Raw genomic sequence first — 26613 nt, 5'->3', positions numbered from 1 at the left:
GGGCAGGGTGCCGATATGCTTTTCTTTCTGTTCAAGCGCATTCTGTCCGCGATCCCCACTTTGCTGATCGCCTATACGCTGGTGTTCTTCATCGCGCATGCGACGCCGGGCTCGCCCTGGGATTCGGGTGGCAACCGGCCGATGGAGCCGTCCGTCAAGGCAGTGCTCGATGCCAAATACAATCTCGATAAGCCGCTTTACGTGCAATATACCAGCTATCTGTGGAATGCGCTCAAGGGCGATTTCGGCCCGTCCTATCGCGATCGCACCCAGTCGGTGACCGATATCGTGGCGCGCTTCCTCCCCGTATCGTTGAAGCTTGGCGCCGCCGCCATGCTTCTCGCCATATTGCTCGGCCTGCCGCTGGGCGCGCTCGCGGCCCTGACCCGGCATCCGATCGTCGACGGCATCATCCGCATGATCAGCACGCTCGGCATCTCGATGCCGACCTATGTCGTGACCTCGATCCTGATCGTATCCCTTGGCGTGGGCCTGGGTCTCGTGCCGACTTTCGGTTGGAAGGGCCTGTTCACCACCTCGTCGCTGGTGCCGGTATTCTCCTTGGCGCTGGCGCCGCTCGCAGCCGTCATCCGCTGCTTCCGCACCAGCATGCTGGAAGTGATGAATCTCGATTTCGTGCGCACCGCCCGAGCCAAGGGCCTCAAACCCATGGCGATCATCATCCATCATATGGGGCGCAATGCCCTCATCCCGGCGATCACCGTCGCCGGCTCCTACACGGCCTATGTGCTGGTCGGCTCCTTCTTCGTCGAATCGATCGCCGGCATACCGGGCTTCGGGCGCTATTTCGTGCTCGCCATCGCGGCGCGCGACTATCCGGTCATCATCGGCACCACGCTCATCTATGCCGCCCTCGTGGTGCTCATCAATCTGCTGGTCGATCTCTCCTATTTCCTGCTCGACCCGCGCGCCCGCCTGGATCAGGGCCGATGAGCGCCGTCGATCTCGCCCCAATGCGTGGCGCAGGCATGCTTGGCCGACTGTGGCGCTTCGCCCGGCATAATCCGGGGCTGAGCTTGAGCCTCGCTTTCCTGCTCATGGTGCTTCTCCTGGCGCTCTTCTCTTCTTTCCTGCCGCATGACGCCTATCGCCAGAATGTGCTGGTGCGCAATTCCGGTCCCTCGCTCAAATACTGGCTCGGCACCGATGCGCTCGGGCGCGATATGATGGCGCGGCTTGCCGTCGGCGCCCGCGTGTCGCTCACCGTCGCGGTGGCCTCGACGATCATCGCGGTGGCGATCGGTGTGCTCGTCGGCACGATCGCCGCCTATGCCGGCGGCTTCATCGACAATGCCATCATGCGTTTCGTCGACAGCATGTATGCCTTTCCCGACACGCTGTTCGCCATTCTCTTCGCCGCCCTGATCAAGGGCCAACTCGGCGGCGAAGCGAGCGGCTGGCTGGCGCCGCTGGCCGAGGCCTATCGCCTGTCGGGCGGACTTCTCGGAGTGCTGCTGACCCTCGGGCTTACCGGCTGGGTCACGACCTCCCGCCTCGTGCGTGCCCAGGTGCTCTCGCTCACCCATACCGAATATGTGCTGGCCTGCCGGCTCGCCGGCGCGTCGGACTGGTTCATCATCCGCAAGCATCTCCTGCCCAATACGCTGCCCGTCATCCTCATCGCCGTCACCTTCGTCGTGCCCAATGCGATCCTGCTCGAAGCGGGCTTAAGCTTCATCGGCGTCGGCATCGATCCGCCAACGCCGAGCTGGGGCACGATGATCGCCTCGGGAGCCCAGTCGATCCAATCCTATCCGCATCTCCTGGTCTTCCCGGCGCTCGCAATCGGCCTGACCTTGCTCGCCCTCAATGTGGTGGGCGACGCCTTGCGCGATCTTCTCGATCCGGCGGCCAGCGCTGCGCGAGGGGCCGCCGCATGAGCCAGCCGCTGCTCGAAGCCCGCGATCTTCATGTCCGCTTCAATGCGGTGCGCGCCGTCGACGGGGTCAGCCTCGCTGTCGGGCCGGGAGAGACGCTGGCGATCGTCGGCGAAAGCGGCTGCGGCAAGACCACGCTCGGACGCTCGCTGGCGCTGCTGCAGCGGCCGACCAGCGGCACAGTCACCTTCAACGGCGCCGAGCTGACCCAGCTCTCCAACCGACACTTGCGCAAAGCGCGCCGGCAATTGCAGATGGTCTTCCAGGATCCCTATGCGAGCCTCGATCCGCGCCAGCGGGTGGCCGAGATCGTGGCCGAGCCCTTGCTGATCGCCGGCGTCGACAAAGCGCCGCGCCAGCGCCGCGTCGCCGAGCTTCTCGATATGGTAGGCCTCGGCGCCGACATGGCGCAGCGCTTCCCGCGCGAATTCTCGGGCGGCCAGCGCCAGCGCATCGGCATCGCGCGGGCGCTCGCCAGCGAGCCCAAGCTCATCATCTGCGACGAGCCCCTGAGCGCGCTCGATGTTTCGATCCAGGCGCAGATCGTCAATCTGCTTATCGATCTGCAGCGCCGCCTGCGGTTGACCTATGTCTTCATTTCGCATGACCTAGCCGTGGTGCGGCAGATGGCGAGCCGCGTGGCGGTCATGTATCTGGGCCGGATCGTCGAGCTCGCCGAGACCGAGCGGCTGTTCCGGGCGCCGCGCCATCCCTATACCGTGGCCTTGCTCTCCTCGGTGCCGACCTTGGCCGAGAGCGAGGCGCCGGTGAGCGAGGAATTCCTGCTGGCCGGCGATCCGCCTTCGCCGTCGCGCGTGCCGCCAGGCTGCCGCTTCCACACGCGCTGCTGGCTGCGCCGCAAGCTCGGCGATCCGGCGCGCTGCGCCGCGGAGACGCCCGAGATATTGGGCGATGACGCGCATCAGGCTGCTTGTCACTTCTCAGACGAGATCGCGCCGCGCCTTCCAGCCTCGCCGGCTTTGAAGGGGGCTGCCTGATGCCGGTACCCTTGCTCGAGATCGAGGATCTACGCGTGCGCATCCCCAGCCGGCGCGGCGAGGTGAAAGCGGTCGACGGCCTGTTCTTCAGCGTGGCGCAGGGGGAAGTGGTCGGCATCGTCGGCGAGTCGGGCTCAGGCAAATCCATGCTGGCGCTGTCGATGCTGCAGCTCATCCCGAAGCCGGGGCGCATCACCGGAGGGCGGATCGCGCTCGAGGGCCGCGACCTCGTGAAGCTTTCCGAGCGCGAAATGCGCCAGGTGCGCGGCAACGATATCGGCATGATCTTCCAAGATCCCTCCGCCTCGCTCAATCCGGTGCTGCGCATCGGCCGCCAGGTCGCCGAGACGATCGAGGCGCATCATCATGTTACGCCGGCGCAGTCCTGGCGCCGTTCGGTCGAGATGCTGCAGGGTGTGCGCATCCCCGATCCGCAAGCCCGGGCGCGCGACTATCCGCATCAATATTCCGGTGGCATGCGCCAGCGCGTGATGATCGCCATGGGCATGGCGAATGCGCCGAAGCTGCTGATCGCCGACGAGCCGACGACGGCGCTCGACGTGACGGTGCAGGCGCAGATCATGGGATTGCTCGGGCGCATGAACAAGGAGACGGGGACGGCGATCATCCTCATCTCGCACAATATCGCGCTCGTCTCGCGCTTTTGTACCCGCGTGCTGGTGATGTATGCCGGACGCATTGTCGAAGCCGGGCCGACGCGCGACGTCTTCGCCGCGCCGTGCCATCCCTATACGCGCGCTCTTCTCAATGCCGTGCCGCGCATCGACCGGCGGGTCGAGGAGGGGCTTCAGACCATTGCCGGACGTCCGCCCGATCTTGCCGCCCTGCCGGAAGGTTGCGCCTTCGAGCCGCGCTGCCCGGCGCGTTTCCGTCATTGCACTGAACAGCAGCCGCCCGTCTTTCCAACCGGCGAGGGGCGCTTCGCGCGCTGCTGGCTCGCCGACACTCACAGCACTCAACAAGGAAACAGCGGATCATGAGAGCCGACACTTCCCAATCGAAGCCGATCTATCTCGATGCAACGGCGCCCATGCTGCAGCCGCGCGAGCTCGGCAAGTATCTGCCGGGCATCGTCGCCGGCGGCATCGATGCGGTGTTCACTTCGGCGGGCGCGATCGAGGACTTCCGCACCACCATGGAGATCATCGCCAATTGGCTCGAGATCGAGCGGGCCGGCAAGCAGAAGATCAAGATCGCCAGATCGGTCAGAGATATCCGTTCGGCGAAGGCAGCGGGCGAAACGGCGATCGTCTTCCATTTTCAGGGCGCCGACCCGATCGAGGACGAACTCGATTTCCTGAATGTCTTCCACGATGTCGGCCTGCGCGCCATGCAGCTCACCTATAATTCGCGCAACCGGCTGGGCGACGGCTGCTTCGAGCCGACCGATGCGGGCCTGAGCAAATTCGGCCGTAAGGTGATCCGGCGCATGGAGGATCTTTCCATGGCGGTCGATCTCTCGCATGCGGGTGCGCGCACGGCGCTCGAGGCGACGGAAGCGGCGACCCGTCCCATCGTCGTCACCCATGCCAATGCGCGCGCGCTGCTCGATACGCCGCGCAACATCTCCGACGATCTCATCCGCGCCGTCGCGGCATCGGGCGGTGCGATCGGCGTCTGCGCCGCGCCTTTCTTCCTCACCCGCGAGAAACAGGCGACGCTCGACATGCTGATCGACCATGTCGCCTATATCGCCGATCTCGTCGGCATCGAGCATGTCGGTCTCGGCTTCGACTTCGCCGAGGAGGACGAGGACGACTATGTCTATTTCGGCTATGACGAACGCTATATCCCGATGCCGCCCTGGCAGTTTCCGGTCGGGATCGCCAGCCACGCGGAAGCCGGCAATGTCCGCTCGGCACTCAAGGCACGCGGCTTCTCGGACAAGGAGGTGACGGGCGTCCTGGGCGAGAACTTCCTCGCCGTGTTCGAGCGCATCTGGGGCGCGTGATATGGACAAGTTCCGTGCCGTGCTGGCGGCTGAAGTGGCGACGCCGGCGCTTTCCACGGCGGAGGCGATCAGGCAGGAGACCCAGTTCGTCACCATGCGCGACGGCACCAGGCTCGCCGCCCATCTGCATCTGCCGCCCAAGCTTCCCGCTCCCGTCATCGCGGTGCGCAGCCCTTATGGCAGATCGCGCTATGCCGACATCTCGATGGCGCTGGCGCGGCGCGGCTACGTCGTGATCTGCCAGGATGTGCGCGGCACCGGCGACAGCGAGCCGGACAGCTGGGATTTCTACATCCATGAGGGAGAGGACAGTTACGACTTCGTCGAATGGGTGACGCACCAGGCCTGGTATGAGGGCTTCATCGGCTCGATGGGCGGCTCCTATGATGGCGGCACGCAGTTCTGCATGGCGACGCATCCGAAAATGACCGCCACCATGCCGGAAGTGGCGGGCCTCGGCATCGCCCCGAGCCACGGCGTGCGCTTCCACATGTTCCTCAACGCCTATTCGCGCACCGTCGGCAAGGGTAAGGACAAGGTGAAGGTCGATCGCGCGCTGCTCGAAGCGCAGATGAAGGACGAGACCTGGGCGAGTGGCTATTTCAACGATCCCTTGCAGGCGCCTTTGCCTGAGCCGGTCAAGGCGCGCTTTCCCGAGCTTGAGAGGCTGTCCGAGCCGACGCGGCGGGACTGGTTGTGGAAGCACTATAACAGCCTCGCTCCGTCCGGCCGCGCCGAGTTCCTCAAGAACGCACTCGGCGAAGAGATTTTCACCTTCGCCTCGACCACCAAACTCAACCCGCTCTTCGGCCCCGAGATAGATCCGGACGCGCTGATGCTGTCGCGCGCCAGCGTTTCCAAGCTCTGCGCCGCCATCCAGGCGCCGGCCTTGATGGTGACGGGCTGGTATGACTGGTGTCTCGGCGACGCGCTTGAAAGCTACACGCAAATAACCCGACAGGGTGGGCCGAGGGCGCGCGCCAGCCGGCTGCTGATCACGCCCGGCGCGCATAATGTGCCGGGCTATCACGAAGGCGAGGCGGAGCACGCGGCGTTGCGGCGCACGTACCGCTCGGCCGAGAATCTCGAATTGCTGCTCCATTGGTATGGCACAGTGCGGGAAAAGCGCACGCAGGAGATCCCGCCCGTCACCTATTATCTGATGGGCGCCAATGAATGGCGCAGCGCTGAAGCCTGGCCGCCGCCGGAAGCGACGCAGAAGCGGCTTTATCTCAAGGATGACGGCGCGCTCGCCTCCGATCCGCCGGCCGCCGCGTCTTCGCCCGACACTTATATATATGATCCGGACGATCCGACCCCGACGCTCGGCGGCAGCATCCTCTCGGCCGTCTATCGGGCCGGCAGCGTCGATGTCTCGGGGCTCCAACAGCGCGGCGACGTCGTAACCTATACGACCGACGTGCTCGACCAGGATCTCGATGTCGTGGGGCCGTTGCTTCTCATCCTTTACGCCAGTTCCTCAGCAGTCGAGACGGATTTCTATGGCCGTCTCAGCGATGTCTTCCCCGACGGCCGCGCCATCCAGTTGCAGAATGGCGTGCTCAGGACGCGTTATCGGCCGCTCAAGGACGACGAGAACGCACTGTTGGAACCGGGCCGGATCTATCGCTTCGAGATCGACATGTGGGCGACGGCAAATCGCTTTGCCGCCGGCCATCGCCTCAGGCTCGACATCTCCTCGGCGGATTTCCCCAAATTCGAGCGCAACCGCAATCGCGGCGGCAGTGCGGGGCCATCGGCCAAGGCCGCGCAGACGATCTTCCACGACGCACAGCATCCGTCCTATCTGATCATTCCGGTTGTGGAGTGAACGCTAGGTTTTTCCCTTCTCCCGCTTGCGGGAGACGCGAAGCACCGGATGAGGGTGTTAGACTCTCAGTTGGTTGCTGTACGAAGAGACGATGATCGCCGCCGGGCCCTGGGCATTGGCAGCAGGCCTGGGTCCCGCGATCCTCGTTCTTGCCTTTGCACTCGTCACGCGGCGCTGGGGGTAACGCTGGCGCCTGCTTTCCTCTCGTCGCGGGCGCGCTGTCCCTTGCGGATACGTTCCTCCAGCACTCTTACGGCGAGGCCTGAAGGGTAGCAGACGGCGAAATAGAGCAGGGCGGTCACCGTATAGACGGTGAAATACTGGAAGTTGCGAGCCGAGATGATCTGGCCTGAGAACATGAGCTCCTGCACGGTGACGACGGAAGCGAGCGATGTGTCCTTGAACAGCGAGATCAGATAGTTTGCGAGCGTGGGCAGGATGGCACGCGTTGCCTGCGGCAGCACCACCTTGCGGAAAGAGAGCCAGCGCGACAGGCCGAGGCTCAACGCCGCTTCCGTCTGGCCCTTGGCGATCGACTGAATACCGCCGCGAAACACTTCGCTCAAATAGGCGGAATAATGCAGCGTCAGGCCGGTGATGGCGGCGACGAGCGGGTTGAGCTTGATGCCGGCGGTCGGTAGCACATAGTAGATGTAGATCAGCTGCAGGATTAGCGGCGTCGCCCGCATGAATTCGACGAAGACATTGGCGGGCCAGCGGAAGAGGCGATTGCCGGAGAGGCGTGCCAGCGCCAGGGGGATGGCGGCGAGCGTCGCCAGCACCATGGTGACGAGAGTGAGGAAGATGGTGAGGCCGAGGCCGCGCAGGAAGACGTGCCAATAGTCACGGATGACGTCGAAGTTCAACAGATCCATTGCGTTCCTCCAGACCCGAAAAAAATAAGCGGGCGATCAGGATCACCCGCTTATCGTCATCGTGGGCTCCAGCTCTTACTTGTTGTTGAGCGGGAAGAAGAACAGATTGGCGTCGTTGAATCCATACTTCTTCAGAACCGCCGAGACCTCGCCGTTGCCACGCACTTCCGCGATGCCGGCGCTGAACGCGGCCCTGAGCACGCAGTCTTCCTTGCGGAAGCCGGCGCGCACATAGCCATAGCCATATTCAAAGATCAGTTCGTCCGGCACCTTCACGCCCTGCAGTAGCTCGAGCGGCGAATCCTTGTTGGCGGCGAGGAAGAGGTTGATCTTGGTGTCGTCATCGACGATGGCGCTCACCCGGCCGGTGGCGACCGCGCTGAACTGCTCGGCGTCGGTCTGGAAGGGGACGACCTCGGCGCCGACCTTGCGCAGATATTCGTCGGCGGCCGAGCCGGCGATGGCGCCGATCTGCTTGCCCTTGAGATCGTCATAGGACTTGATCCCGTCGGGATTGCCCTTCTTCACCATGATGGCTGGTCCGTACCAATAGGCCGGGCCGCCGAAGGAGATGACCTTCTTGCGGTCGGGCGTGATGTGGAGCGCGGTCACCACGTCGATGCGCTTGGCGAGCAGCGCCGGGATGAGCTGGCCGAAAGGCATGACTTCGTATTTCAGCTTATCGATGCCGGCCCATTTATAGGCCGCCTCGTTGATCTCGACTTCGAGGCCTTCCGCTTTCTGGGTATCGGGATTGAGCGAGGTAAAGGGCGGAGAAGGCGAGATGCCGATGGTGATGCCGTCGGTCTTGGCCTTCTCATAAGACGCATCGCCGCACGCTTCGAACAGCGGCGAGGCCTCGTGTTTGAATTCCTGGGCAAAGGCGGCGCTCCCGCTCACGGCGAACAGGAGTGCGATGGCAGCAACAGTTACTCTCATTACTTCTTCTCCCTTGGCGCATTGTGAATTTTCATTGCCGAATTGAGCTTGCGGCTCTTGGTAAGCTTTGTACAATGGCCTGACCAATTCATCATGTTCTCCCCCAGACCGCAAGAAGTTTTGTCAGACAAGTAATGGAACCTCGGTCATTTCATGACGGGCGACACAAGCATCGAGCGCATCGAGACCTGGGCGGTGGATCTGCCGTTGCCCGGAGCACTTTCCTTCGGGGCCTTCACCGTGACGGCGCGCCAATATGCGGCGGTGCGGGTGGTGACCGAAGGCGGCCTCGTCGCCGACTGTCTCGGCCATACAAGGCGCTCGCCCGTCGATGTCGCGATCTCCGATCTTCTTGCCCCCAGGCTCGTCGGCAAGAATGCGCTCGAAACAGCCGCCCGGTTTGAGGACATGAGCCTGGTCAGCCGCGCCACGGATGAAGACGGCGTCATCGGCCGCGCCCGTTCGCTCCTCGACATCTGCCTGTGGGATTTGAAAGCGCAGGCGCGCGGCGCGCCACTATGGAAGCTGCTCGGCGGCACGTCGCGCAAACTGCGCGTCGCGCTGGTCGAAGGCTATGAGATCGCCGGCGAGAGCGAGGACGACATCGCCGAACGGCTGATCGCGCGCGCCGGGCAAGGCTATCGTTTTTTCAAGCTCGAAGCGGCGCATTATTGCGCGGCCGAGCCGGTGCGGCGCATCCTGACGCGGGTCCGCCAGGCGGTGCCCGATGCCGAGTTCACCTGCGATCTCGCCTGGTCCTGGGGCACGGCGCGGCAGGGCCTCGAAGCGGCCGAGATGTGGCGCGATCTCGGCATTGCCTGGATCGAGGATCCGATGGCGCGCACGCGCATCGCCGAGATCGGTCACCTCACCCGACAGTCGCCGGTGCCGGTCGGCGTCGGCGATGAATGCACGCGCGCCCGCGATCTCGAAGCGCTGATGGATCACGCGGCGATCGATGTGGTACGCGTCGATGCGACGACGATCGGCGGGATCGGCCCGGCGCTGAGCCTCGCCGCGAAGGCAAAGGCGCTGAACCTGCGCGTCTCCTACCATGTCAATCCGGAAGTGCATCGCCATTGCGTATTCGCGAGCGATGCCGCCGATCACATCGAGATCTTCCCGGCCGACCGGCCTTTCGACTGCTCGCATATTCTGATCGAGAGGCCGGCCTTCGACGACATCAAGGACGGCCATATCGAAGCGCCCGGGACGCCTGGAACCGGACTCAAGTTGAAGGACGATATGCTGGAGCGCTACGCCTATCGCCATGCCGTCCAGAAGAGGGCTTGATATGACAGCGGAAGTCAGAACCGTCCTCATCACCGGCGCGGCGCGCGGCATCGGCTGGGCCACCGCCAAGCTTTTCTGCGGGAACGGCTGGAACGTCACGATTGGCGATGTCGACATCGTCGAAGCGCGGATGCGTGCCTCGGCCTATCCCGGGCGCATGTTGGCGCTGCATCTCGACGTCACCGACCGCGCCTCGGTCGAGGCCGCCTTCGCGACTTCCCTCGCGCGATGGGGGAGGCTCGACGCCCTTGTCAACAATGCCGGCATCCAGCGCCATGCACCGCTCGCCGAATTGAGCTTCGAGAACTGGTTGGCGGTGCTCGATATCAATCTCAATGGCTGCTTCCACTGCCTCAAGGCGGCGGCCGGAATCATGCTGAGGCAAGGGTCCGGCGCGATCGTCAATCTCGCCTCGGTCGCGGCGACGCGCGGAGCCCCCGGACGCGCGCCCTATGCCGCCTCGAAGGCCGCGATCGTGTCCCTGACCAAGACGGCAGCGGTCGAATGGGCGGAACTGGGTCTGCGCGTCAACGCCGTCGCACCCGGCTATGTCGAGACCGATCTCGTGCGCAATGTCATCGCCGAGGGCCGCCTCGACGTGCAGCCGATCCTCGACCGTACCCCGGCGCGCCGCCTTGCCGATCCGGCGGAAATCGCCCACGCGATCTACTTTCTGTGTTCCCCCGAGGCATCCTACGTGAATGGCCATGTCTTCCATGTCGATGGCGGCTTCGAGGCCGATTACGGCGTGCCCTTCTTTCCGCCCAAGCCGGTCGGGACATGAGTCAGGCGTCTGGAGCAATGCGTGCAACTGGTATATCACTCGCCTTGCGGGTGAGGGACAGAGCTAATGGGCACGAAGAGCGTGGCTGAAGAAAAACAGGAACGGCCGGCGCTGGACGATATGGCGCCGATCGAGCGGGTCTCGGTCGCCGAGCAGGTGGCGCGCAATCTGCTCGACCTGATCCGGACAGGCAGTGTCCGGCCGGGCCAGCAATTGCCGACCGAGCGTGAGCTTGCCGCCACCTTGCAGGTCTCGCGCCCCTCGGTCAGGGAAGCGGTGCGCGGCCTGCAGATACTGGGCGTCCTCAAGGCGCGCCAGGGCGGCGGCCTCTTCGTCACGTCGCTGAAGGCCGCCGAGATCCTGGCGCCGCTGCAGATGCTGATCACGCTGTCGGCCGATAATTTCGAGGCGCTGCATGAATCGCGCGTGGTCGTCGAAGGCGCCATCGGTCGTCTGCTTGCCCAGAAGATCACCGCCGCCACCATTGCCAGGCTGCGCAAGATGATCGAGATCCAGCGGGGCCTTACCGGCAATCCGGTGGCATTCCGCGTCTCCGACATTGAGTTCCACCGCACCCTGGGCGCCGGTCTCGACAATCCCTTCCTCGAGCGCATCTCAGAATCGCTCTATGTTCTGGGCTTCGAATACCGCAAGATCGCCTGGGAAACGCCGGGCGTGCTTGCCCGCTCGGTGAAGGATCACGAGGAGATCGTGGCGGCGCTGGAAGCCAAGGACTCGGAGAGGACGGCGGCCGCCATGGTGCGCCATATGCGCAGCGTCCATGATACAACTAAGGCGGCGATGACGAAAAAGGGAAAACACAATGGCTGACTGGAAGGTCCAGGCGGCGAGCACGCTCACGCTGGAGCAATTGCTGGCGGACGGCTTCTCGACGCCCTTCGACGCGCCCTCGGTGCCGGCTTTTCCCTTCACCTTCCGCAATGCCGAGGTGATGACGCTCGCCTGGCGTAGCGACAGGGAGGCGATCCAGCACATTCTGCCTCCGCCCCTCGAAGCGGCCTCGGATGTCGTGCTGGCCCATATCTACAAGATGAACGACACGGAATGGCTGGGGCCCTATTTCGAAAGCAACATCATGGTCGGCTGCCGCTACAAGGAGACGGCCGGTGGCTACTCGCCCTATCTCTTCCTCTCCTCTGATGGCGGCGTCGTGCATGGCCGCGAAGTGCATGGCCAGCCGAAGAAGCTCGGCCGCCCAAATCTCGAGGCGCGCGGCGACGCCTGGATCGGCACCATCGAGCGTAACGGCATCGATGTCTTGACCGGCACCATGGCCTACAAGCAGAAGCGCTCCGACATCAAGAGGTTGGATGAGTATTTCGACTTCGCGCTCAACATCAATCTGAAGGCGATCAACCATATCGACGGCAAGCCGGCGATCCGGCAATTGACCGCCCGCCGCCTGGGCGCGCTTACGGTGCATGAATGCTGGTCAGGTCCCTGCACCGTGGAGCTCCGGCCCAACGTGCAGGCGCCGGTCTATCGCCTGCCGGTCAAGGAAATGCTCGAAGGCTTCTGGTGGCGCGCTGACTTCACGCTCGTGGCCGGCTATGTGCTGCATGATTATCTGGTGGATAGGTGAAAACCACTCCCGATTTCGCCGGGATGACGAAACTAGAGTTGGGGCAGCCCGACGCGGCTGCGGAATCCCGCATCGCGGATATTCACCTCGCCGCCTGAAAGATCATCGCCAGCACCGGAGAGAAGATAGGCGGTAGCGCGCGCCGGCTCCTCGGGCGGACGTAATGCTGTCCTGGGCAACCGACTGACCTCATTCACGCCCGAAGCGCGGATCGTCGCCTGCATATCGGTGTCGAAGACGCCTGGCAGCAGGCCGAAGGCGAAGACATTCTCATGCGCGTATTCCAGTCCGGTCGAGTGTGTCAGCATCGCGAGTCCGGCCTTGCTGGCGCAATAGGCATTCCAGCCTTCCAGCGGCTGATGCGCGGCGCCGCTCGATATGTTGACGATGCGCCGCGGAGCCGTGTTCGGGACTTGCGCCAGGAAGGCGTGGGTGAAGCGATAGGGCGCTACCAGATTGGTGGTGATGACCGCTTCCCATTGCGCCGGATCGGTGTCGGCGATACGGGCGATCGGATCGATGAGGCCAGCATTGTTGACGAGACCGTCGACCTTGCGCCAGCGCTTCATGCCGGCTTCGATCGCCGCTTCGGCGGCGCCGGGCGCCGTCACATCGCTGGTCACGACCGTGCAATTCGAACCGAACTCACCGGAAAGCGCGGATGCCGCGGCCTCGGAGCGCACCACCAGCACGACGCGACCGCCCTTGCCTATGACCTCGGCGGCGATAGCCTTGCCCAGGCCCTTGCCGGCGCCGGTGATGATGACGACGGGACCTTGCGCATCCACGCTCATGATGTCTCCTTCAATCTTTCTCGCTTCGTCTAGGCACGCGCGGCAATCGTGTCAATTGGCCTGACCAATCGGTTCGCGCTGCCGAGCTTCCCGCGCATCGGCGTGAAGAAGATGAGTTCCGTGTCCAATGGCGACATGTGGCGCATCCTGATGGCGGCACGCCCTGCGAATAGTACCTGCGCCGGGCGCTGATCTGGCCTGTTACCCCTTGCAGGCGATGAACACGGTGAACTTCTTCGCCTTGTCGGCGATGGCCGGCAAGTCAAGGACGGCGGCATCGATGCTCGTCTCATAGGGTATCGAATGTGCGTCGAGGAAGTTCATGCCGACATTGGCCTTGATCGAGAAATTGACATTCTGCGGCAGGCTGCCGCTCGCCTCGGCGGCGGCGAGGTCGTTGAGCTTTCCGCTCACGATGCCGGCGACCGCCCCCTGCATGTCAAGCAGCGGACCGCCGCTATTGCCGGGCTGAACCGGAGCGGAGATCTGTAAGAGGCGCACGTCGTCGGCGACGCCCGCCAAGGAACTCACATTGCCGCTGACGATATTGCCGGAGGCACTGAGCATACCGGTGAGCGGAAACCCATAGGTCGCGATGGTCTCGCCGGCACGCAGCGAGCGGGCGCGGAAACGCGCGATCTCGTCAGGTGCCGGAGACGAGTCGATCTTGATGACGGCAAGATCGTTGATGACGTCCTTGCGCAGGACCGTGGCGGGCTGCGCAATGTCGCCGGTGCGGGAGACGGTGATCGTACCGCATTTCTCAACTACGTGATGATTGGTCAGCACGTGTCCCTTCTCGGAGACGATGAAGCCGGTGCCCGTGCTGTCGCGCGGTTTGTTCTCCGTCGCTTCAGGCGCTTTGGCCGGCTTGGCCTTGGCGGCGGCCTTGTTGTTCGCCTTGGGTTTGGCGCCCGGTGTCTCCGCGACCACGCCGTTCTCCGCGGCAAGGTTGACATCCACGCACTGCGCCAGCGTTGTCAGCATGCGCGATGTACCGTCGAGCCGAAAGCTGTATTCGCCTTGTGGCATGCTGATATCCATGATCCGGCTGCGGCGGAATAGCCTGACGTGAGCTGCATCGTCCGCCACGTTCCAATAGAAAAGTCTTCCTTCTTCATGGGCCCAGACGTCCGTGGTAAACCATTGGCCATAATCGAAACGATAAGCGAGACGGAACACTCCCTTGGGCATGCGCCAATTGTCGCTACTAAAGCCCAGGCCCCATCTATAGTCGCGATAGACAATGGTATGGAGATTGACATTGCTCTTGTAACTGCCCCAAGCCATGCAATTGGCAAATTTGCCGGTGGCGGTATCGCTATAGGCTGCCGCTTCCCAGCCCGCGACTTCGAAGTCGTGCAGTTTCACCAGTTCGGCAACTGTCGCTTTCCAGCCCAGCAGGAATGCCAGGAGTCCGATGATCAGCCGTGCCATCCTCATTCTCTCCCGTCGCAAGATGCTAACGGAGAAGCACTCGTGATGCAAATCAAACACCGAGGGGTGGCAATTCCACAACGTAACATAGTGAAAATGAGGAAGACGACATGAAACTGCGGCTCTTCCGCAATGCGACGCTGAAGCTCGATTATGCCGGGAGAACGGTCCTCATCGATCCGTATCTGGCGCCGAAGCACAGCCTGCCGTCCTTCACCGGGCGCTCGCCCAATCCGATGGTCGATCTGCCGGCGCCGATCGAGGAGATCCTCGAAGGTGTCGAGCTGGTGGTCGTGTCGCATCTCCATACCGATCATTTCGACGGCGTCGCCAAGGAGCGCGTGCCGAAGCATCTGCCGCTCCTCTGCCAGCCGGGCGATGAGGGCAAGATCCTCGAGGCGGGCTTCACCGATGTCAGGCCCTTGCTCGACGTCTTCGACTGGAACGGCCTGGTCTTCACCCGGCGCCAGGGCAGCCACGGCCTGGGCCCGGTGGTCGAGAAAATGGGGCCGGTGATGGGCTTCACGCTCGCCGCCCAAAACGAGCCCAAGATCTATTGGGCCGGCGACACGGTGCTCTATCCGCCGGTCGCCCAGACCATCGCCGAGGCCAGGCCCGATATCATCGTGACCCATTCCTGCGGCGCCAAATGGGATGGTGATCTCATCGTCATGGACGCCGAGCAGACGCTCGCCACAGCTGAGCTGGCACCGAAGGCGACGGTCGTCGCCGTTCATATGGAAGCGCTCGATCACGCCACCACGACGCGCGCCGATCTCCGTGCGACGGCGGAAGCACGGGGGCTTGCGAAGGGACGACTTATCATACCGGATGATGGCGAGACGCGCAGCTTTGCGGCAAGCTGAAGCGATCGAGTGGGGGCCCCGTGCGGGGGGCAGTGTTTGGGGCCCGCCCTGTCCGTCAGGCCTGCATGGCCTGAAGCGTCACTATCAGAACGCCACCGCGAAGCTCGCCTGGCCGCTATGCTGCTCGGTGTTGCTGCCGATCTCACCCATACAAAGAAGTCCGAAGCTGGTCGAGGCGCTTAAGCCCAGATCGAGGCCCGCTTCGAGGATCGCCGTATCCTCGGCGACCGGCGCGCCGGCAATGCTGAAGCTCTCGGCGCCGGTGAAGGCGACGGCGGCCGCCGGCGTCAGGTTGCCTTCGGCGTGACGCCAGCCGGCCATGCCGTGCAGACTCAGCGTCATATCGTCGAAGGCGAAGCCGCCTTCGGCGCGCAGGCCCAAGGTCGAGAAGTGCCGGGACTCGTCACGTAGATGCGGCTGCCCCCGCCGCCGCCCCCGCGCCCGCCATTGCTGCCCGAACCGATCGAGGAGGCATGGCCGCCATTGCCGCCATTGGCGCCGTAAGTGTTGGTGCTGACCGAGTTGGTGCTGTCGGTGGTGATCGCATAGCCGACACCACCGGCGCCGCCGCCGCCGCCGCCGGCGCCGCGACCCGTTGCCCGGCCACCGCCGCCGCCCCAGTCGGATATGCCGCCGGCGCCGCCCACGACACCGCCGCCGCCGCTTGCGCCGCCGCCGCCATTGGTGCCGATGACAATGCCATTGCCGGACTGGCCGGCAGCGCCGCCGCCGCCGGGATTGACCCCGGCACTGGCATTTCCGCCCTGGCCGCCCGCCTGCTGCGCCAGCGCCAGGGGGCCGCGATGAACAAGGGGGCGACCAGCGCCGTGCTGGCCAGAAGTATCGCATGGCGGGGAAACCGCCAGCGGCCGGTGCCGTTTCAATCGATCACTTTGATTATGCCCTGCTTCCATCGCGGCTCGTCAGGCAAAGCTACGCCCGTCGCGGACGCGCATGCATCCGCTGCCGCCATGTTGCACTTTTAAGTCATGGGCCTCGGATCCCCCTGAGCCCGCGCGAAAAGTAAAAGCGCGTCTCTCCGGGGTCAATTCGGCGGAGCGGTCCGGAGACCTACTATTATTGGGGGGGATGTCACACGCCGGTCACGAGGCCATAGGCCTGATCGATGATGGCGAGCTTGACCGCCTGGGCCATCGTGTATTCAAGCCTGAAGCCCTGTGACACCCACATCACCGACTGGCCGCGCTTGCCCTGCCAGCCGATGCTGCCCAAGGCTTCCGCGTCGCGCAATTTGCGCACCAGATGGCTGCGTGACAGGTGCAGCCACGCCGCCATTTCCTTGACCGAGGTGATCGTGGTTGGGATGCGTTCGCTCCCAGCATCGGCCTCGTCGATGCCGGCGATGATGCGGTCCATGACGATGCCGCCATTGTTGAGCCAGGTGAAGAGCGAGAAGGTCTTTTCCGGCTCACGCACCTTGGGGGAGGAGAGAAGGGCGTCAGCTATCAGAGGTTGAATGACGGTCGTCAAGCCTGGCGTCTCGTGACAGGTTTGCGCTCTTCTGCCGCCATCAAGGCCGTCGAGGGTCGCGAAATGCACCACGAGCCAATCCTGAATCTCCTTGAGGCTTGCTTCGGTGGGCTCGATCGGCCGGGCGCGCCGGTCATTCGCGCCTCTCACAATCCGCGCGAAGTTATATTTCAGCATCTCCTTGACGAAGGTATCGGCGGTGTTGCGGCTCGCCACTTCATGGCGGTCGATCAGGTCGAGGAACTCGGTGATCTTGAAGCCCTTGTCATGGCTGCGGAAATACAGCGCAAGCGCCAGGTGCGCCATCAGCCAGCGCTGCTGGGTGGCGAAGACCGAGGCGAGCCGCGGATTAGCCTCGAAAGCCTGCACCAAAGCGGCCGATTGCCGCCTTATGCAGGCCGGCAAGGCCGGGTGAGCGGCGATCTCGTCTGTCGTCAATCCCATGTTTCAGGTGCCCCACGCGTGATCCGTCTTGCCAGACGCGTCGAATTTCCGCCAGAGTGTAAACGCAGGGGGAAATCTCGCTCATATGACCATCCGTATGTCGCTGCCGGTTTTGGCCGCCGGCTCGCTGATGCTGGCGGCTATGGCCCCGGCTTTTGCCGGTGGTTTCACGCAAGGCAGCGCCGATGTGAGCATTCTGTTCGAGGATGAACGGTTCGCCGTCCGCTCCGGCGTGACGGTGGTGAGCCCGACGCGGCGCTATTCCCGCAATCCGGGCAATCCGGCGCTGGAAGGCACGGACTATGCCGCCACCTACGAGATCCCTTCCTTTGCGGTCAAGGCCGACCTCACCGACCAACTGCGCTGCGCCGGAACCTACGCCAAGCCGCTGGGCGGCCATGCCGAATTTGACAGTCCAAAGAACGCCGCCCAACCGAAGCCCGTGGCACCCGGCATCGCCAATGCCGGCAAGCTCGACGAGGAATTCTCCATCTATGAGATGGGGCTTACCTGCGCCGTTTCCTTCGCGTTCCGGGGCGGCGAGGCCTGGCTCCTGGCCGGTGCCTTCCGGGAGAGCTTCGCCTATGACCGGCTTGATATACTGATATCGCGCGGCCTGCCGGGCGTGCCCGACGGCTCGCAAATCGGCGAAGCGCGGCTCGCCTACGACCAGAAGCAATATGGCTATCGCCTTGGGGCTGCCTATGAGATCCCGGACATGGCCTTGCGCGCCGCGCTTGTGTATCGCTCGGGCACTTCCTATGACCCGGAAGGGGAACTCGAGATCGATCTGCCCACCGGTGTCTCGGTGCTCGATGCATACGGATTGGGCGACATGCCGCAGAGCATCGAGCTCACCGTGCAATCCGGCATGGCCGAAAGCTGGCTCGCCTTTGGGGCGGTGAGATGGACCGACTGGAGCGTGGTGAAGGAGTTCCTCTCGCAATCCTATTGGTCGCCGGGCGTGCCGGGACCCGGCAGCGTCAACGAGTATTACTGGCGCGACGGCTGGACGGTGAGCGGCGGCATGGCACATGAATTCGATGAGCATGTATCGGGGCTTCTGGCGGTGACCTGGGATAGAGGCGTCGCCACCGGTTATGATCATGCGAGCGAGAACTGGACGGTGACGAGTGGTGTCGCGCTCGATTGTCCGTGGGGCGGGATACTCAATGCCGGCGGGGCGCTCAGCTACATCGCCGCCTCCGAGGAAAGCCGCTATGGTGCCGCCAACACCGCGGTCGAGGCCGGCTGGGCCTATGCGCTCAATGTCGGTTATCGGGTGGCGTGGTAGGGCTGCGCATACAGCCGTCGAATGGAAAGAAGGCAAATAAAAAGGCGTGATGGCGACTTGTGGCCATCACGCCTCGCGAAGTGGCGGATTGATTTACTTCTTCGACAGGAACGCCCTAACCAAAAAGCCCAGCACCGCCAAGATCGTCACGACCAGCGGCACTGCCCAGTTCTCATACCAGGGCAGCTCCGGGAAGCGTGGCCAGGAGATGTTCACCGTCTGGAAGATGAGCCAGATGGCCGCCGTGATGATCACCACGCCCGACCATTTGCCGAGGTTGAAGCTCGCGGGCTTCGGTCCTTGCGTGATCCGCTCATAGGCGGCGGCCAGCGCCGGGAAGAGGAAGGAGATGTAGAAACCCGCGGTCGTGAAGGTCAGCAGGATCATATAGATGTTGGTGAAGCTCAAGGCGAAGAAGATGAGCGACATCACCGCCGCCGCGAGGATGGCGTTGACCGGCAGACGATCCTCGCCCGACAGCTTCGCCAGTGCTTTGGCCATCGGCAGGTCGCCCTCGCGCGCCAGGGCCCAGATCACCCGTGACACCGACGCCTGCAACCCCACCATGCAGGCGATGAAGCCGATGACGAAGGTGGCGGTCATGAAATGGAGGCCGACCGGGCCCAGATGATGCTCGATGGTCGCCGCGACCGGATCCAGCACATTGCCGGCCTTGACCGCTTCGAGATCGGGAATGGCGAGGATGACGGCGAGTGCCGAGAAGGCGACGATGGTCGACACGAAGAGCAGCGAGAAGATCATTGCCTTGGGCACCGCGCGCGCCGGGTCCTTGACCTCTTCCGCGATGGAGCCCGCACTTTCGAAGCCGACAAAGGCCCAGCCGGCGATGGCGACGCCGAAGAGGAGGGGCGGCAGGAGGAAGCCGCCGGTCGCCGGATCTATCACGCCCTGGCTCAGCACCGAGAAATCATTCACCTGGTAAAGCGTCAGGAAGGCGATGCCGAGGCCGATCGAGCCGATGATCTCGGCCACGATGCAGAGCCCGATGATGAGTTTCAGGTACTTGCGGCCGACCGTGTTGGCCAGCGTGATCCCGGCGATGAGTGCCAGGGCCAGCACGACGGTCACCGGCTTCGACGAGGCATCGAGCCCGAGGAACTGGGCCAGGAAGCCGGCGCCGCCGAGCGACACCGCGGCGATGGCGATCGGCAGCGTCCAGATATAGGCCCAGCCGGCGAACCAGCCATAGGTCGGGCCCATGATGTGGCGCGACCATTGATAGATGCTGCCTTCGAGCGGCATGCGCGACACCAGCATGGCGAAGGAGAGCGCCACCAGCATCTGCCCGGCCAGCGTGATGGGGAAGCCCCACCAGAAGCCCGGGCCCACCATGGTGAGGGCGACCGTGAAGATCGAATAGAGCGCCACGATCGGCGAGATGAAGGCGAAGGCCAGCGAGAAGGCCGAGGTGGCCGTGAAATCGCGCAGCAATTCGCCCGGGCCGGCCTTGCGGCCGGCGTCTTCAGCAACAGACATGTGTTTCCTCCAGATCCCGCTCGGAATGGCGGGTTATTTAAGAATGGACAAGGTTTCGAGAATGATGCGGCAAGCGGCGATCTGCGTCGTCTTGGTCACATCGAGAGAGGGAGCGACCTCGACGAGGTCGATGGCGCCGATATTCAGGTTCCTGAACTCGGCGATGATGGCGAACATTTCGCGCAGCAACATGCCGCCGGCGGTCGGCACGCAGGTGCCGGGCGCCACGGTGAAGTCGAGCGCGTCGATGTCGATGGTGAGATAGACGTCACCGTCGCCCACCGCAGCGGCGGCCTTCTTGCCGATCGTCTGGGCGCCATCGCGGATCACATCGTCGAGCGAGAGGATGGTCATGCCCTGCTTCTTCGCATATTCGAGCTCGGAGCGCGGGTTGAGCCAGCCGCTGATGCCGATGAGAACCGTGTGCTTCGGATCGAAGCCAGCATCGACGGCGCGGGTGATCGGGCAGCAATGGCTGTCCTTCAGGCCGCCGACATTGTCGGCGGTGTCGAAATGCGTGTCGAACAGAATGAGGCCAGGGTTCTTGCGCCGCTTGGCGAAGGCGCGCACGCCGCCGATCGTCACCGAATGGTCGCCACCCAGGATGAAGGGCCGGGCGCCGCCATCGAGGATCTCGCCCGCCATATGGGCCGCCTTCTCCATGGTGGCCGCAACGTCACCCGGAACCACGGGCACATCGCCGCAATCGGCCATCTTCAGCTTCTTGGCGAGGTCGATGTCGGACGTCGCGTTATAGGTCAGGAACAGGCTCGAATGCTCGCGGATGCCGCGCGGGCCGTAATTGGCGCCGGTGCGGCTGATCGAGGTCGAATCGAAAGGGAAACCCAGAAAGCCGACGTCGAGCTTGGCTGCCGCTATGGCCTTTTGATCGGCGGCGACATAAGGAAGGCGGAAGATCGAGCCGGCGATGCCGGCATGGATCAGGCCGTTCCACATGGTTTCGTCAATGGCGGTCGTGCTGGTCAATGCGGGGCTCCCCTTTGTTGTTGTGCTTGTCGAAAATCGCCGGAACCATCCGAAGAAAGCCAACGGCTGGCAATCATGACGGGCGTCATGGATGGCAGGCCGGTCTTTTATGTAGAGGCCCCACCCGTCTCGCTTCGCGAGCCACCCTCCCCACGCATTCGCGTGGGGAGGGAGTGGCGACTTCTCCCTCCCCGCACCTTGCGGGGAGGGTGGCGCGAAGCGCCGGGTGGGGTTCTTTCCATGGCCTCATCCCATGACCCCGCCGCAAGCATCATCGGAAACCCTCCTCGCCCAGGCCATCGCCGCCATCGGCAAGCCGCATCTCTATGAGGCGATCGGCCAGTGGCTGGCGGTCGAGATCAAGAGCAGCCAGTTCATCGTGGTGCGCTATGCGCTCCATGGCGCACCCGAAATGATCGTCAATGACGTGCTGCCTGCGGAAGTGCTCGATCTCTATCTGGGCGGCGGGTACCGGTTCGACCCGCTGCTGCGCCTGTGGCGCGAGCGCCAGGCGCCGTGCTGCGCCATCGTTAATGAGTTGTCGGAAGATCCCGAAACGGTCGAGCGTTATCTGGAGGCGATCTTTCGCCGGGCCATCATTCGCGACGAGCTGGCGCTGCTCGCGCCGGCGCCCGCACCCGTCTGCGTCGCCTTCTGTCTCGAAAGGCGCAACCAGGAATACACGCGGGACGATCTCCAAGCGGCCGAGCGTTTGCTGCCGGTCGTCACCGAGCTGGTGCGTCTCCATATCGAATTCTCCGTGCTGGCGAGCGGGACATCCGCCGCACCCTCGATCTTCGGCGACTACCGCATGCCGCTCGCGGTCATCGATCGGGCCGGGCGCATCGTCCACGCCAATGAGCGCTGGACCGGCGAGGGCCTGAGCCGTCTGCTCTCCGACACGTTTATCGCCGAGATGGCGGCGATCCCGTCGGGCGAGCGGGCGCTCGACCGCGACTGGCGGCTCGACTGGCATGTGCTGGCGCCCGATTTCCCGCTGGCGCCGAAGGGCTCGCTGGTGGTGGCGCACCGCATCGAGGCCGCCAAGGCCGATGAAGGCTATGACGCGGCCTTCGCGCGCTTCGTGCGTCGGCACAGATTGACGCCGCGCGAGACCGATGTGGCGCGCCTCGCTTTGCTCGGCTTCCCCAATGAGCAGATCGCCCGCAAGCTTGATCTCACCCCGGGCTCGGTGCGCAATCACCGCTCGAATGTCTATGGCAAGCTCGATGTGACGAGCGAGCGTGAGTTCTTCCGCTCCTTCCTCGCCGAGGTGCTGACCAAGGTGGCGGCCGACTGAAAGGATGCCTTCACTCGATCGGGATGGTGAGGCCGACCTTCACCCGGTCCATGACCACCAGCGTGTTGAAGCGGCGGATATTCTTGTTGTTGAACAGGAAGTCGCTGGTGAAGCGCTCATAGTCGATCATGCTCTTCACCGCGACGATGAGGATGAAATCGACCTCGCCGGTAACATAGTAACATTGCATGACTTCCGGCGTCGTGCGCATCGCCTTCTTGAAATCGCTCATGATGTCGGGACGCTCGCGCTCGAGCGACACCTCGACCACCATCATCAGCGGATGGCCGACGGCCGAGGGCGAGACGACGGCGATCTCGGATTCGATCACGCCTACCTCGCGCAAGCGGTTGAGGCGGCGCAGACAGGCCGAAGGCGACAGCCCGACTTCCTCCGCGAGCTCATGCGCGGTGCGCCGCGAATTGGCCTGCACCAGCTTGAGAAGACGGACATCGAATGGATCGAGCATGAGTGTTGTCGCCTGAATTTTTCACCGGCGGCTGCTTTACGCGGAAAATTCGCGGAACTGAACTCAAATCGCAAAAATCGCGCGGACGTCCAATCTATTCTCGTATCGAAGAAGGTCGCCCGTGCTGTCCTTGCGGCACAGGGCTTGGGAGAATGGAATGACAGGATTGCAGCTTTCGCGGGAGCAATTGCTCAAAGCCTATCGCCTGATGCGCATGATACGCGTCTTTGAAGACCGCGTCAGCGCCGAAATGGCGAGCGGCGACATACCGGGCAACACCCATCTCTATGCCGGCCAGGAAGCGTCAGCCGTCGGCATCTGTCTCCATCTCCGCGAGAGCGACCGTATCGCCTCGACCCATCGCGGCCATGGCCACTGCATCGCCAAGGGCTGCGATGTCGACGGCATGATGGCGGAGATCTTCGGCAAGGAGACCGGCATCTGCCGCGGCAAGGGCGGCTCCATGCATATCGCCGATCTCTCCAAGGGCATGCTCGGCGCCAACGGCATTGTCGGCGGTGCCCCGCCGATCGCCTGCGGTGCGGCACTCACCTCGCAGATCCTCGGACGCAACGACGTGTCGGTGGCGTTCACCGGCGACGGCGGCATCAATCAAGGCACCACGGCCGAGAGCATGAACCTCGCCCAGGTGTGGAAGCTGCCGGTGATCTTCGCCGTCGAGGACAATGGCTTCGGCGAGGCGACCGCGAGTTCCTTCGTCGTCGCGGGCGAAATCACCAAGCGCGCTGAGGCGCTCGGCATGGCCTTCGCCAAGGTCGACGGCGTCGACTTCTTCGCCGTGCACGAAGCGGCGGGCGAAGCGGTGGAACGGGCAAGGCGCGGCGAGGGACCGACGCTGCTCCACATCGAGACGCCGCGCTATTACGGCCATTTCAGCGGCGATCCGGACAATTACCGCACGGCGGAGGAGAAGGCGGCGATGCGGCGCGACCGCGATTGCCTGGTGCGTTTCCGCCGCCGTGTCGATGAGGCCAAGTTGCTCGGATCAGACGAGCTCGACAAGGTCGATGCCGAGGTCCAGGCGGCGATCGACCATGCCGTCAAAGCGGCGCGCGCCGCGGCACAGCCGGCGCTATCGACCCTCACCACCGATGTTTATGTCCGTTACTGAGCAGCATTCATGGCACAGAAATCCTTCCGTCAGGCCTTGAACGAGGCTCTCAATCACGAAATGCGCCGCGATCCGAATGTGATCGTGCTCGGCGAAGATGTCGCCGGCGGCTCCGGCGCCTCCGGCCAGAAGGACGCATGGGGCGGCGCCTTCGGTGTCACCAAGGGACTTCTCGGCGCCTATGGTCCGGCGCGCGTGCGCGACACGCCGATCAGCGAAAGCGCCTTTGTCGGCGCCGCGGCGGGGGCTGCGATGACGGGCCTGAGGCCTGTCGTCGAGATCATGTTCGTCGACTTCCTCGGCGTCTGCTTCGATCAGATCTTCAATCAGGCGGCGAAGTTCCGCTACATGTTTGGCGGCAAGGCGGTGACGCCGCTGGTGATCCGCGCCACCTATGGCGCCGGCACGCGTTCGGCGAGCCAGCACAGCCAGGCGCTCTATCCGATCTTCACCCATGTGCCCGGCCTCAAGGTAGTCATTCCTTCGTCGCCCTATGACGCCAAGGGACTTCTCATCCAGGCCATCCGCGACAATGATCCGGTGATCTTCCTTGAAAACAAGGTGCTCTACGACACCGTGGGCGAGGTGCCGGACGGCGCCTATACGGTGCCATTCGGCGAAGCGCATATCGTGCGCGAAGGCGGCGACGCCACCATCGTCGCGATCGGCCGCATGGTGCATTTCGCCCGCGAGGCGGCCGAGACGCTTGCCGCCGAGGGCATCGACTGCACGGTGCTCGATCCGCGCACGACGTCGCCGCTCGATGAGGACACGATCATCGAAATGACCGAGGAGACGGGGCGAGTGGTGATCGTCGATGAAGCCAATCCGCGCTGTGGCATGGCCGCCGACATCTCCTCGATCATCGCCGAGAACGCTTTCGGTGCGCTCAAGGCGCCAATCATGAAGGTGACGGCACCGCATACGCCGGTGCCTTACGCGCCCAATCTCGAAGCCGCCTATATCCCCGACGCCAAGCGGATCGCCGATGCGGTGCGCAAGGCCGTCGCCTTCCAGAGGTCATGACGATGAGCGAGCGCATCCAGGCAATCACCATGCCCAAATGGGGCATGACGATGACCGAAGGCAAGCTCGCCGGCTGGCTCGCCGGCGAAGGGGCGGAGATCGCCGCCGGCCAGGAGATCATGGAAGTCGAGACCGAGAAGATCACCAATGTGGTCGAGGCGCAGGGCAACGGCCGGCTGCGCAGGATCGTGGTGAGCGAGGGCGCCACCGCGCCGGTGGGAGCGCTGCTGGCGGTGCTTGCCGATGCGGATGTGTCCGACAGTGACGTCGAGGCCTTCATTGAGAGCTACGCCGACCGCGCCGGATCGGCGTCGGACGCGGCGGGCGATGCGCCCAAGGCGCGCATCGTCGAGGCCGGCGCGCACCGCTTCAAGGTGCTCAGCCTCGGCTCAGGCGGCGTGCCCGCCGTGCTGATCCATGGCTTCGGCGGCGATGGCGGCACCTGGCTCTTCAATCAGGATGCGCTGGCGCAGGACCGCAGCGTCCATGTCATCGACCTGCCGGCACATGGCGATTCCGAGCCGACGGTGGCGAGCGGCAGGATCACCGACATCGCCGACGCCGTGCTCTCGCTCTTCGCCGCGCTCGCTATCGAGAAGGCGCATCTCGTCGGCCATTCGCTGGGCGGCGCCGTGGCGCTCGCCATCGCAAATGCGGCACCTGTGCGCGTCCAATCGCTCACCCTCATCGCGCCGGCGGGGCTCGGGAGCGAAATCTCCGCCGCCTATATCGACGGCTTCCTCGCCGCCGATCGCCGCAAGGCGATGAAGGAAGTTCTCGCGATGCTGTTCGCCGATCCTCAGGGCATGAACGCCGAAATGGTCGAGAATGTGCTGCGCTTCAAGCGCCTCGACGGTGTGCCGGATGCGCTCGCCGCCATCGCCGGCCAGCTCATGACCGACGGCATGCAGGCCATCGATCTCAGAGCCGTGCTCACTGGCAGCGCCGTTCCGGCGCTCGTCATCTGGGGCGAGGCGGATCAGATCATTCCGGTCGGCCAGAGCGAAGGGTTGAACGGCAATATCGACGTGGCCCGCCTTGCCGGCGCCGGCCACATGCCGATGATGGAGCAGGCGGCCCAGGTGAACCGGCTCATCACCGCCCATCTCGCCAAGGCGGGTGGCTGACCATGAGCGCTTCGCCGCCGAGATCGTCCAAGGGCCTGCCTGGCTTACGCGGCACCGAGCATATCGGTCTCACTGTTCCCGATTTCGACGCGGCGGTCGATTTCTTCACGCGCGTCATCGGCTGTGACTTCGTCCTGGACGGCGGCACCTATGCCGATCCCGATTTCATGGAGCGCCAGATCGGCGTCGACCGGCAGGCGCGATTCCGCTGGGGCTTCGTGCGCTGCGGCAATGGCCCGAACTTCGAGATCTTCGAATATTCGGCACCCGATCAGACCGATGCGCCGCCGCGCAACAGCGATATCGGCGGGCATCATCTGGCCTTCTATGTCGATGACATTGAAGCGGCGGTCGCTCATCTGAAAGCGCAGGGCGTCACGGTGCAGGGCGACATCCAGAGGATCGAGGAGGGCCCGGCGGTGGGGTCGCTGTGGGTCTATTTCCTGAGCCCCTGGGGTCTGCAGATGGAACTGGTGAGCTATCCCAATGGCAAGGGTCCGGAAGACTCGCCGGCGCGGCGGCTCTGGCATCCAGGCAGGCCGGGCCAGTGATCATG

The 26613-nt window shown here is 64.0% G+C and carries 27 protein-coding genes; 17 read left to right on the top strand and 10 right to left on the bottom strand.

Features of this window, described 5'->3' with window-relative positions; all coding sequences use genetic code 11:
• Window positions 1-15: 15 nt before the first annotated feature.
• Genes G5V57_RS06335 through G5V57_RS06310 form a run of 6 tightly spaced genes read left to right on the top strand, consistent with a single transcriptional unit; the run spans window position 16 to window position 6699 of the window.
• Complete coding sequence (locus G5V57_RS06335) at window positions 16-954, top strand: ABC transporter permease (RefSeq protein WP_165166706.1); 939 nt, start codon at window positions 16-18, stop codon at window positions 952-954.
• Window positions 951-1901, top strand: coding sequence for an ABC transporter permease (locus tag G5V57_RS06330; protein ID WP_246737553.1), 951 nt, complete (start codon window positions 951-953; stop codon window positions 1899-1901). The genes G5V57_RS06335 and G5V57_RS06330 overlap by 4 nt, the downstream gene beginning before the upstream one ends.
• Window positions 1898-2896 carry an ABC transporter ATP-binding protein gene (locus tag G5V57_RS06325; protein WP_165166705.1) on the top strand — a complete coding sequence of 333 codons (999 nt, stop codon included), beginning with the start codon at window positions 1898-1900 and terminating at the stop codon, window positions 2894-2896. Before G5V57_RS06330 ends, G5V57_RS06325 begins: the two co-directional genes overlap by 4 nt.
• Window positions 2896-3897: an ABC transporter ATP-binding protein gene (locus G5V57_RS06320; RefSeq protein WP_165166704.1), complete on the top strand. Its 1002-nt coding sequence runs from the start codon at window positions 2896-2898 to the stop codon at window positions 3895-3897. The genes G5V57_RS06325 and G5V57_RS06320 overlap by 1 nt, the downstream gene beginning before the upstream one ends.
• Complete coding sequence (locus G5V57_RS06315) at window positions 3894-4868, top strand: dipeptidase (RefSeq protein WP_165166703.1); 975 nt, start codon at window positions 3894-3896, stop codon at window positions 4866-4868. The genes G5V57_RS06320 and G5V57_RS06315 overlap by 4 nt, the downstream gene beginning before the upstream one ends.
• A 1-nt stretch (window position 4869) precedes the next feature.
• On the top strand, window positions 4870-6699 hold the full coding sequence (locus G5V57_RS06310; protein WP_165166702.1) for a CocE/NonD family hydrolase: 1830 nt from the start codon (window positions 4870-4872) through the stop codon (window positions 6697-6699).
• A 164-nt stretch (window positions 6700-6863) separates the two neighbouring features.
• Here G5V57_RS06310 and G5V57_RS06305 read toward each other — a convergent pair whose 3' ends face one another.
• Both G5V57_RS06305 and G5V57_RS06300 read right to left on the bottom strand, forming a co-directional pair.
• The gene (locus G5V57_RS06305) at window positions 6864-7574 is read right to left on the bottom strand and encodes an amino acid ABC transporter permease (RefSeq protein ID WP_165166701.1); all 711 of its coding nucleotides are present in this window, start codon (window positions 7572-7574) and stop codon (window positions 6864-6866) included.
• Window positions 7575-7649: 75 nt separating this feature from the next.
• Window positions 7650-8513, bottom strand: a complete 864-nt coding sequence (locus tag G5V57_RS06300) for a transporter substrate-binding domain-containing protein (RefSeq protein ID WP_165166700.1) — start codon at window positions 8511-8513, stop codon at window positions 7650-7652.
• Between the two features lie 153 nt (window positions 8514-8666).
• Here G5V57_RS06300 and G5V57_RS06295 point away from each other — a divergent pair, with 153 nt between their 5' ends.
• The 4 genes from G5V57_RS06295 to G5V57_RS06280 all read left to right on the top strand — a co-directional run bounded on the left by G5V57_RS06295 (window position 8667) and on the right by G5V57_RS06280 (window position 12193).
• The gene (locus tag G5V57_RS06295; protein ID WP_165166699.1) at window positions 8667-9806 is read left to right on the top strand and encodes a mandelate racemase/muconate lactonizing enzyme family protein; all 1140 of its coding nucleotides are present in this window, start codon (window positions 8667-8669) and stop codon (window positions 9804-9806) included.
• 1 nt (window position 9807) lies between these two features.
• Window positions 9808-10590, top strand: coding sequence for an SDR family NAD(P)-dependent oxidoreductase (locus tag G5V57_RS06290; RefSeq protein ID WP_206530215.1), 783 nt, complete (start codon window positions 9808-9810; stop codon window positions 10588-10590).
• Between the two features lie 66 nt (window positions 10591-10656).
• On the top strand, window positions 10657-11421 hold the full coding sequence (locus G5V57_RS06285) for a FadR/GntR family transcriptional regulator (RefSeq protein ID WP_165166697.1): 765 nt from the start codon (window positions 10657-10659) through the stop codon (window positions 11419-11421).
• On the top strand, window positions 11414-12193 hold the full coding sequence (locus G5V57_RS06280) for an acetoacetate decarboxylase (protein WP_165166696.1): 780 nt from the start codon (window positions 11414-11416) through the stop codon (window positions 12191-12193). Before G5V57_RS06285 ends, G5V57_RS06280 begins: the two co-directional genes overlap by 8 nt.
• Window positions 12194-12225: 32 nt before the next feature.
• On the opposite strand, the gene G5V57_RS06275 is transcribed toward G5V57_RS06280, so the two are convergent.
• Entirely contained in the window at window positions 12226-12987 is a 762-nt protein-coding gene (locus G5V57_RS06275; RefSeq protein WP_165166695.1) for an SDR family NAD(P)-dependent oxidoreductase, read from the bottom strand.
• 201 nt (window positions 12988-13188) lie between these two features.
• Window positions 13189-14424 carry a S1C family serine protease gene (locus tag G5V57_RS06270; protein WP_165166694.1) on the bottom strand — a complete coding sequence of 412 codons (1236 nt, stop codon included), beginning with the start codon at window positions 14422-14424 and terminating at the stop codon, window positions 13189-13191.
• Window positions 14425-14534: 110 nt separating this feature from the next.
• Here G5V57_RS06270 and G5V57_RS06265 point away from each other — a divergent pair, with 110 nt between their 5' ends.
• Window positions 14535-15290: an MBL fold metallo-hydrolase gene (locus tag G5V57_RS06265; RefSeq protein WP_165166693.1), complete on the top strand. Its 756-nt coding sequence runs from the start codon at window positions 14535-14537 to the stop codon at window positions 15288-15290.
• 84 nt (window positions 15291-15374) lie between these two features.
• On the opposite strand, the gene G5V57_RS06260 is transcribed toward G5V57_RS06265, so the two are convergent.
• The 3 genes from G5V57_RS06260 to G5V57_RS06250 all read right to left on the bottom strand — a co-directional run bounded on the left by G5V57_RS06260 (window position 15375) and on the right by G5V57_RS06250 (window position 17225).
• Complete coding sequence (locus tag G5V57_RS06260; RefSeq protein ID WP_246737552.1) at window positions 15375-15632, bottom strand: autotransporter domain-containing protein; 258 nt, start codon at window positions 15630-15632, stop codon at window positions 15375-15377.
• Window positions 15629-16174 carry a hypothetical protein gene (locus G5V57_RS34990; protein WP_165166691.1) on the bottom strand — a complete coding sequence of 182 codons (546 nt, stop codon included), beginning with the start codon at window positions 16172-16174 and terminating at the stop codon, window positions 15629-15631. The genes G5V57_RS06260 and G5V57_RS34990 overlap by 4 nt, the downstream gene beginning before the upstream one ends.
• 208 nt (window positions 16175-16382) lie before the next feature.
• Window positions 16383-17225 carry a hypothetical protein gene (locus G5V57_RS06250; protein WP_165166690.1) on the bottom strand — a complete coding sequence of 281 codons (843 nt, stop codon included), beginning with the start codon at window positions 17223-17225 and terminating at the stop codon, window positions 16383-16385.
• 85 nt (window positions 17226-17310) lie between these two features.
• Here G5V57_RS06250 and G5V57_RS06245 point away from each other — a divergent pair, with 85 nt between their 5' ends.
• Entirely contained in the window at window positions 17311-18519 is a 1209-nt protein-coding gene (locus G5V57_RS06245) for an outer membrane protein transport protein (RefSeq protein ID WP_165166689.1), read from the top strand.
• Window positions 18520-18612: 93 nt separating this feature from the next.
• Here G5V57_RS06245 and G5V57_RS06240 read toward each other — a convergent pair whose 3' ends face one another.
• Both G5V57_RS06240 and speB read right to left on the bottom strand, forming a co-directional pair.
• Complete coding sequence (locus tag G5V57_RS06240) at window positions 18613-20016, bottom strand: APC family permease (RefSeq protein ID WP_165166688.1); 1404 nt, start codon at window positions 20014-20016, stop codon at window positions 18613-18615.
• A gap of 33 nt (window positions 20017-20049) precedes the next feature.
• Window positions 20050-21003 (bottom strand): agmatinase, encoded by a 954-nt coding sequence (gene speB / locus G5V57_RS06235; protein WP_165166687.1) that lies wholly within the window; start codon window positions 21001-21003, stop codon window positions 20050-20052.
• 253 nt (window positions 21004-21256) lie between these two features.
• On the opposite strand from speB, the gene G5V57_RS06230 reads away from it, so the two are divergent.
• Entirely contained in the window at window positions 21257-22303 is a 1047-nt protein-coding gene (locus G5V57_RS06230) for a response regulator transcription factor (protein WP_165166686.1), read from the top strand.
• A gap of 10 nt (window positions 22304-22313) precedes the next feature.
• Here the strand turns inward: G5V57_RS06230 and G5V57_RS06225 are convergent, their stop codons facing one another.
• A complete protein-coding gene (locus G5V57_RS06225) occupies window positions 22314-22772 on the bottom strand; it encodes an Lrp/AsnC family transcriptional regulator (RefSeq protein WP_165166685.1) in 459 nt (152 codons plus the stop codon).
• A 157-nt stretch (window positions 22773-22929) separates the two neighbouring features.
• Here G5V57_RS06225 and G5V57_RS06220 point away from each other — a divergent pair, with 157 nt between their 5' ends.
• From G5V57_RS06220 to G5V57_RS06205, 4 genes are read left to right on the top strand one after another with little or no spacing between them, the layout of a single operon-like run.
• Window positions 22930-23904, top strand: a complete 975-nt coding sequence (locus tag G5V57_RS06220) for a thiamine pyrophosphate-dependent dehydrogenase E1 component subunit alpha (protein ID WP_206530214.1) — start codon at window positions 22930-22932, stop codon at window positions 23902-23904.
• A 9-nt stretch (window positions 23905-23913) separates the two neighbouring features.
• On the top strand, window positions 23914-24930 hold the full coding sequence (locus G5V57_RS06215; RefSeq protein WP_165166684.1) for an alpha-ketoacid dehydrogenase subunit beta: 1017 nt from the start codon (window positions 23914-23916) through the stop codon (window positions 24928-24930).
• Between the two features lie 2 nt (window positions 24931-24932).
• Complete coding sequence (locus G5V57_RS06210) at window positions 24933-26057, top strand: acetoin dehydrogenase dihydrolipoyllysine-residue acetyltransferase subunit (protein ID WP_165166683.1); 1125 nt, start codon at window positions 24933-24935, stop codon at window positions 26055-26057.
• 2 nt (window positions 26058-26059) lie between these two features.
• Window positions 26060-26608, top strand: a complete 549-nt coding sequence (locus G5V57_RS06205) for a VOC family protein (RefSeq protein ID WP_165166682.1) — start codon at window positions 26060-26062, stop codon at window positions 26606-26608.
• Window positions 26609-26613: the final 5 nt, after the last annotated feature.

This window comes from Nordella sp. HKS 07, assembly GCF_011046735.1.
GTDB lineage: Bacteria > Pseudomonadota > Alphaproteobacteria > Rhizobiales > Aestuariivirgaceae > Taklimakanibacter.
This window is presented reverse-complemented; position numbering and strand designations above follow the sequence as displayed.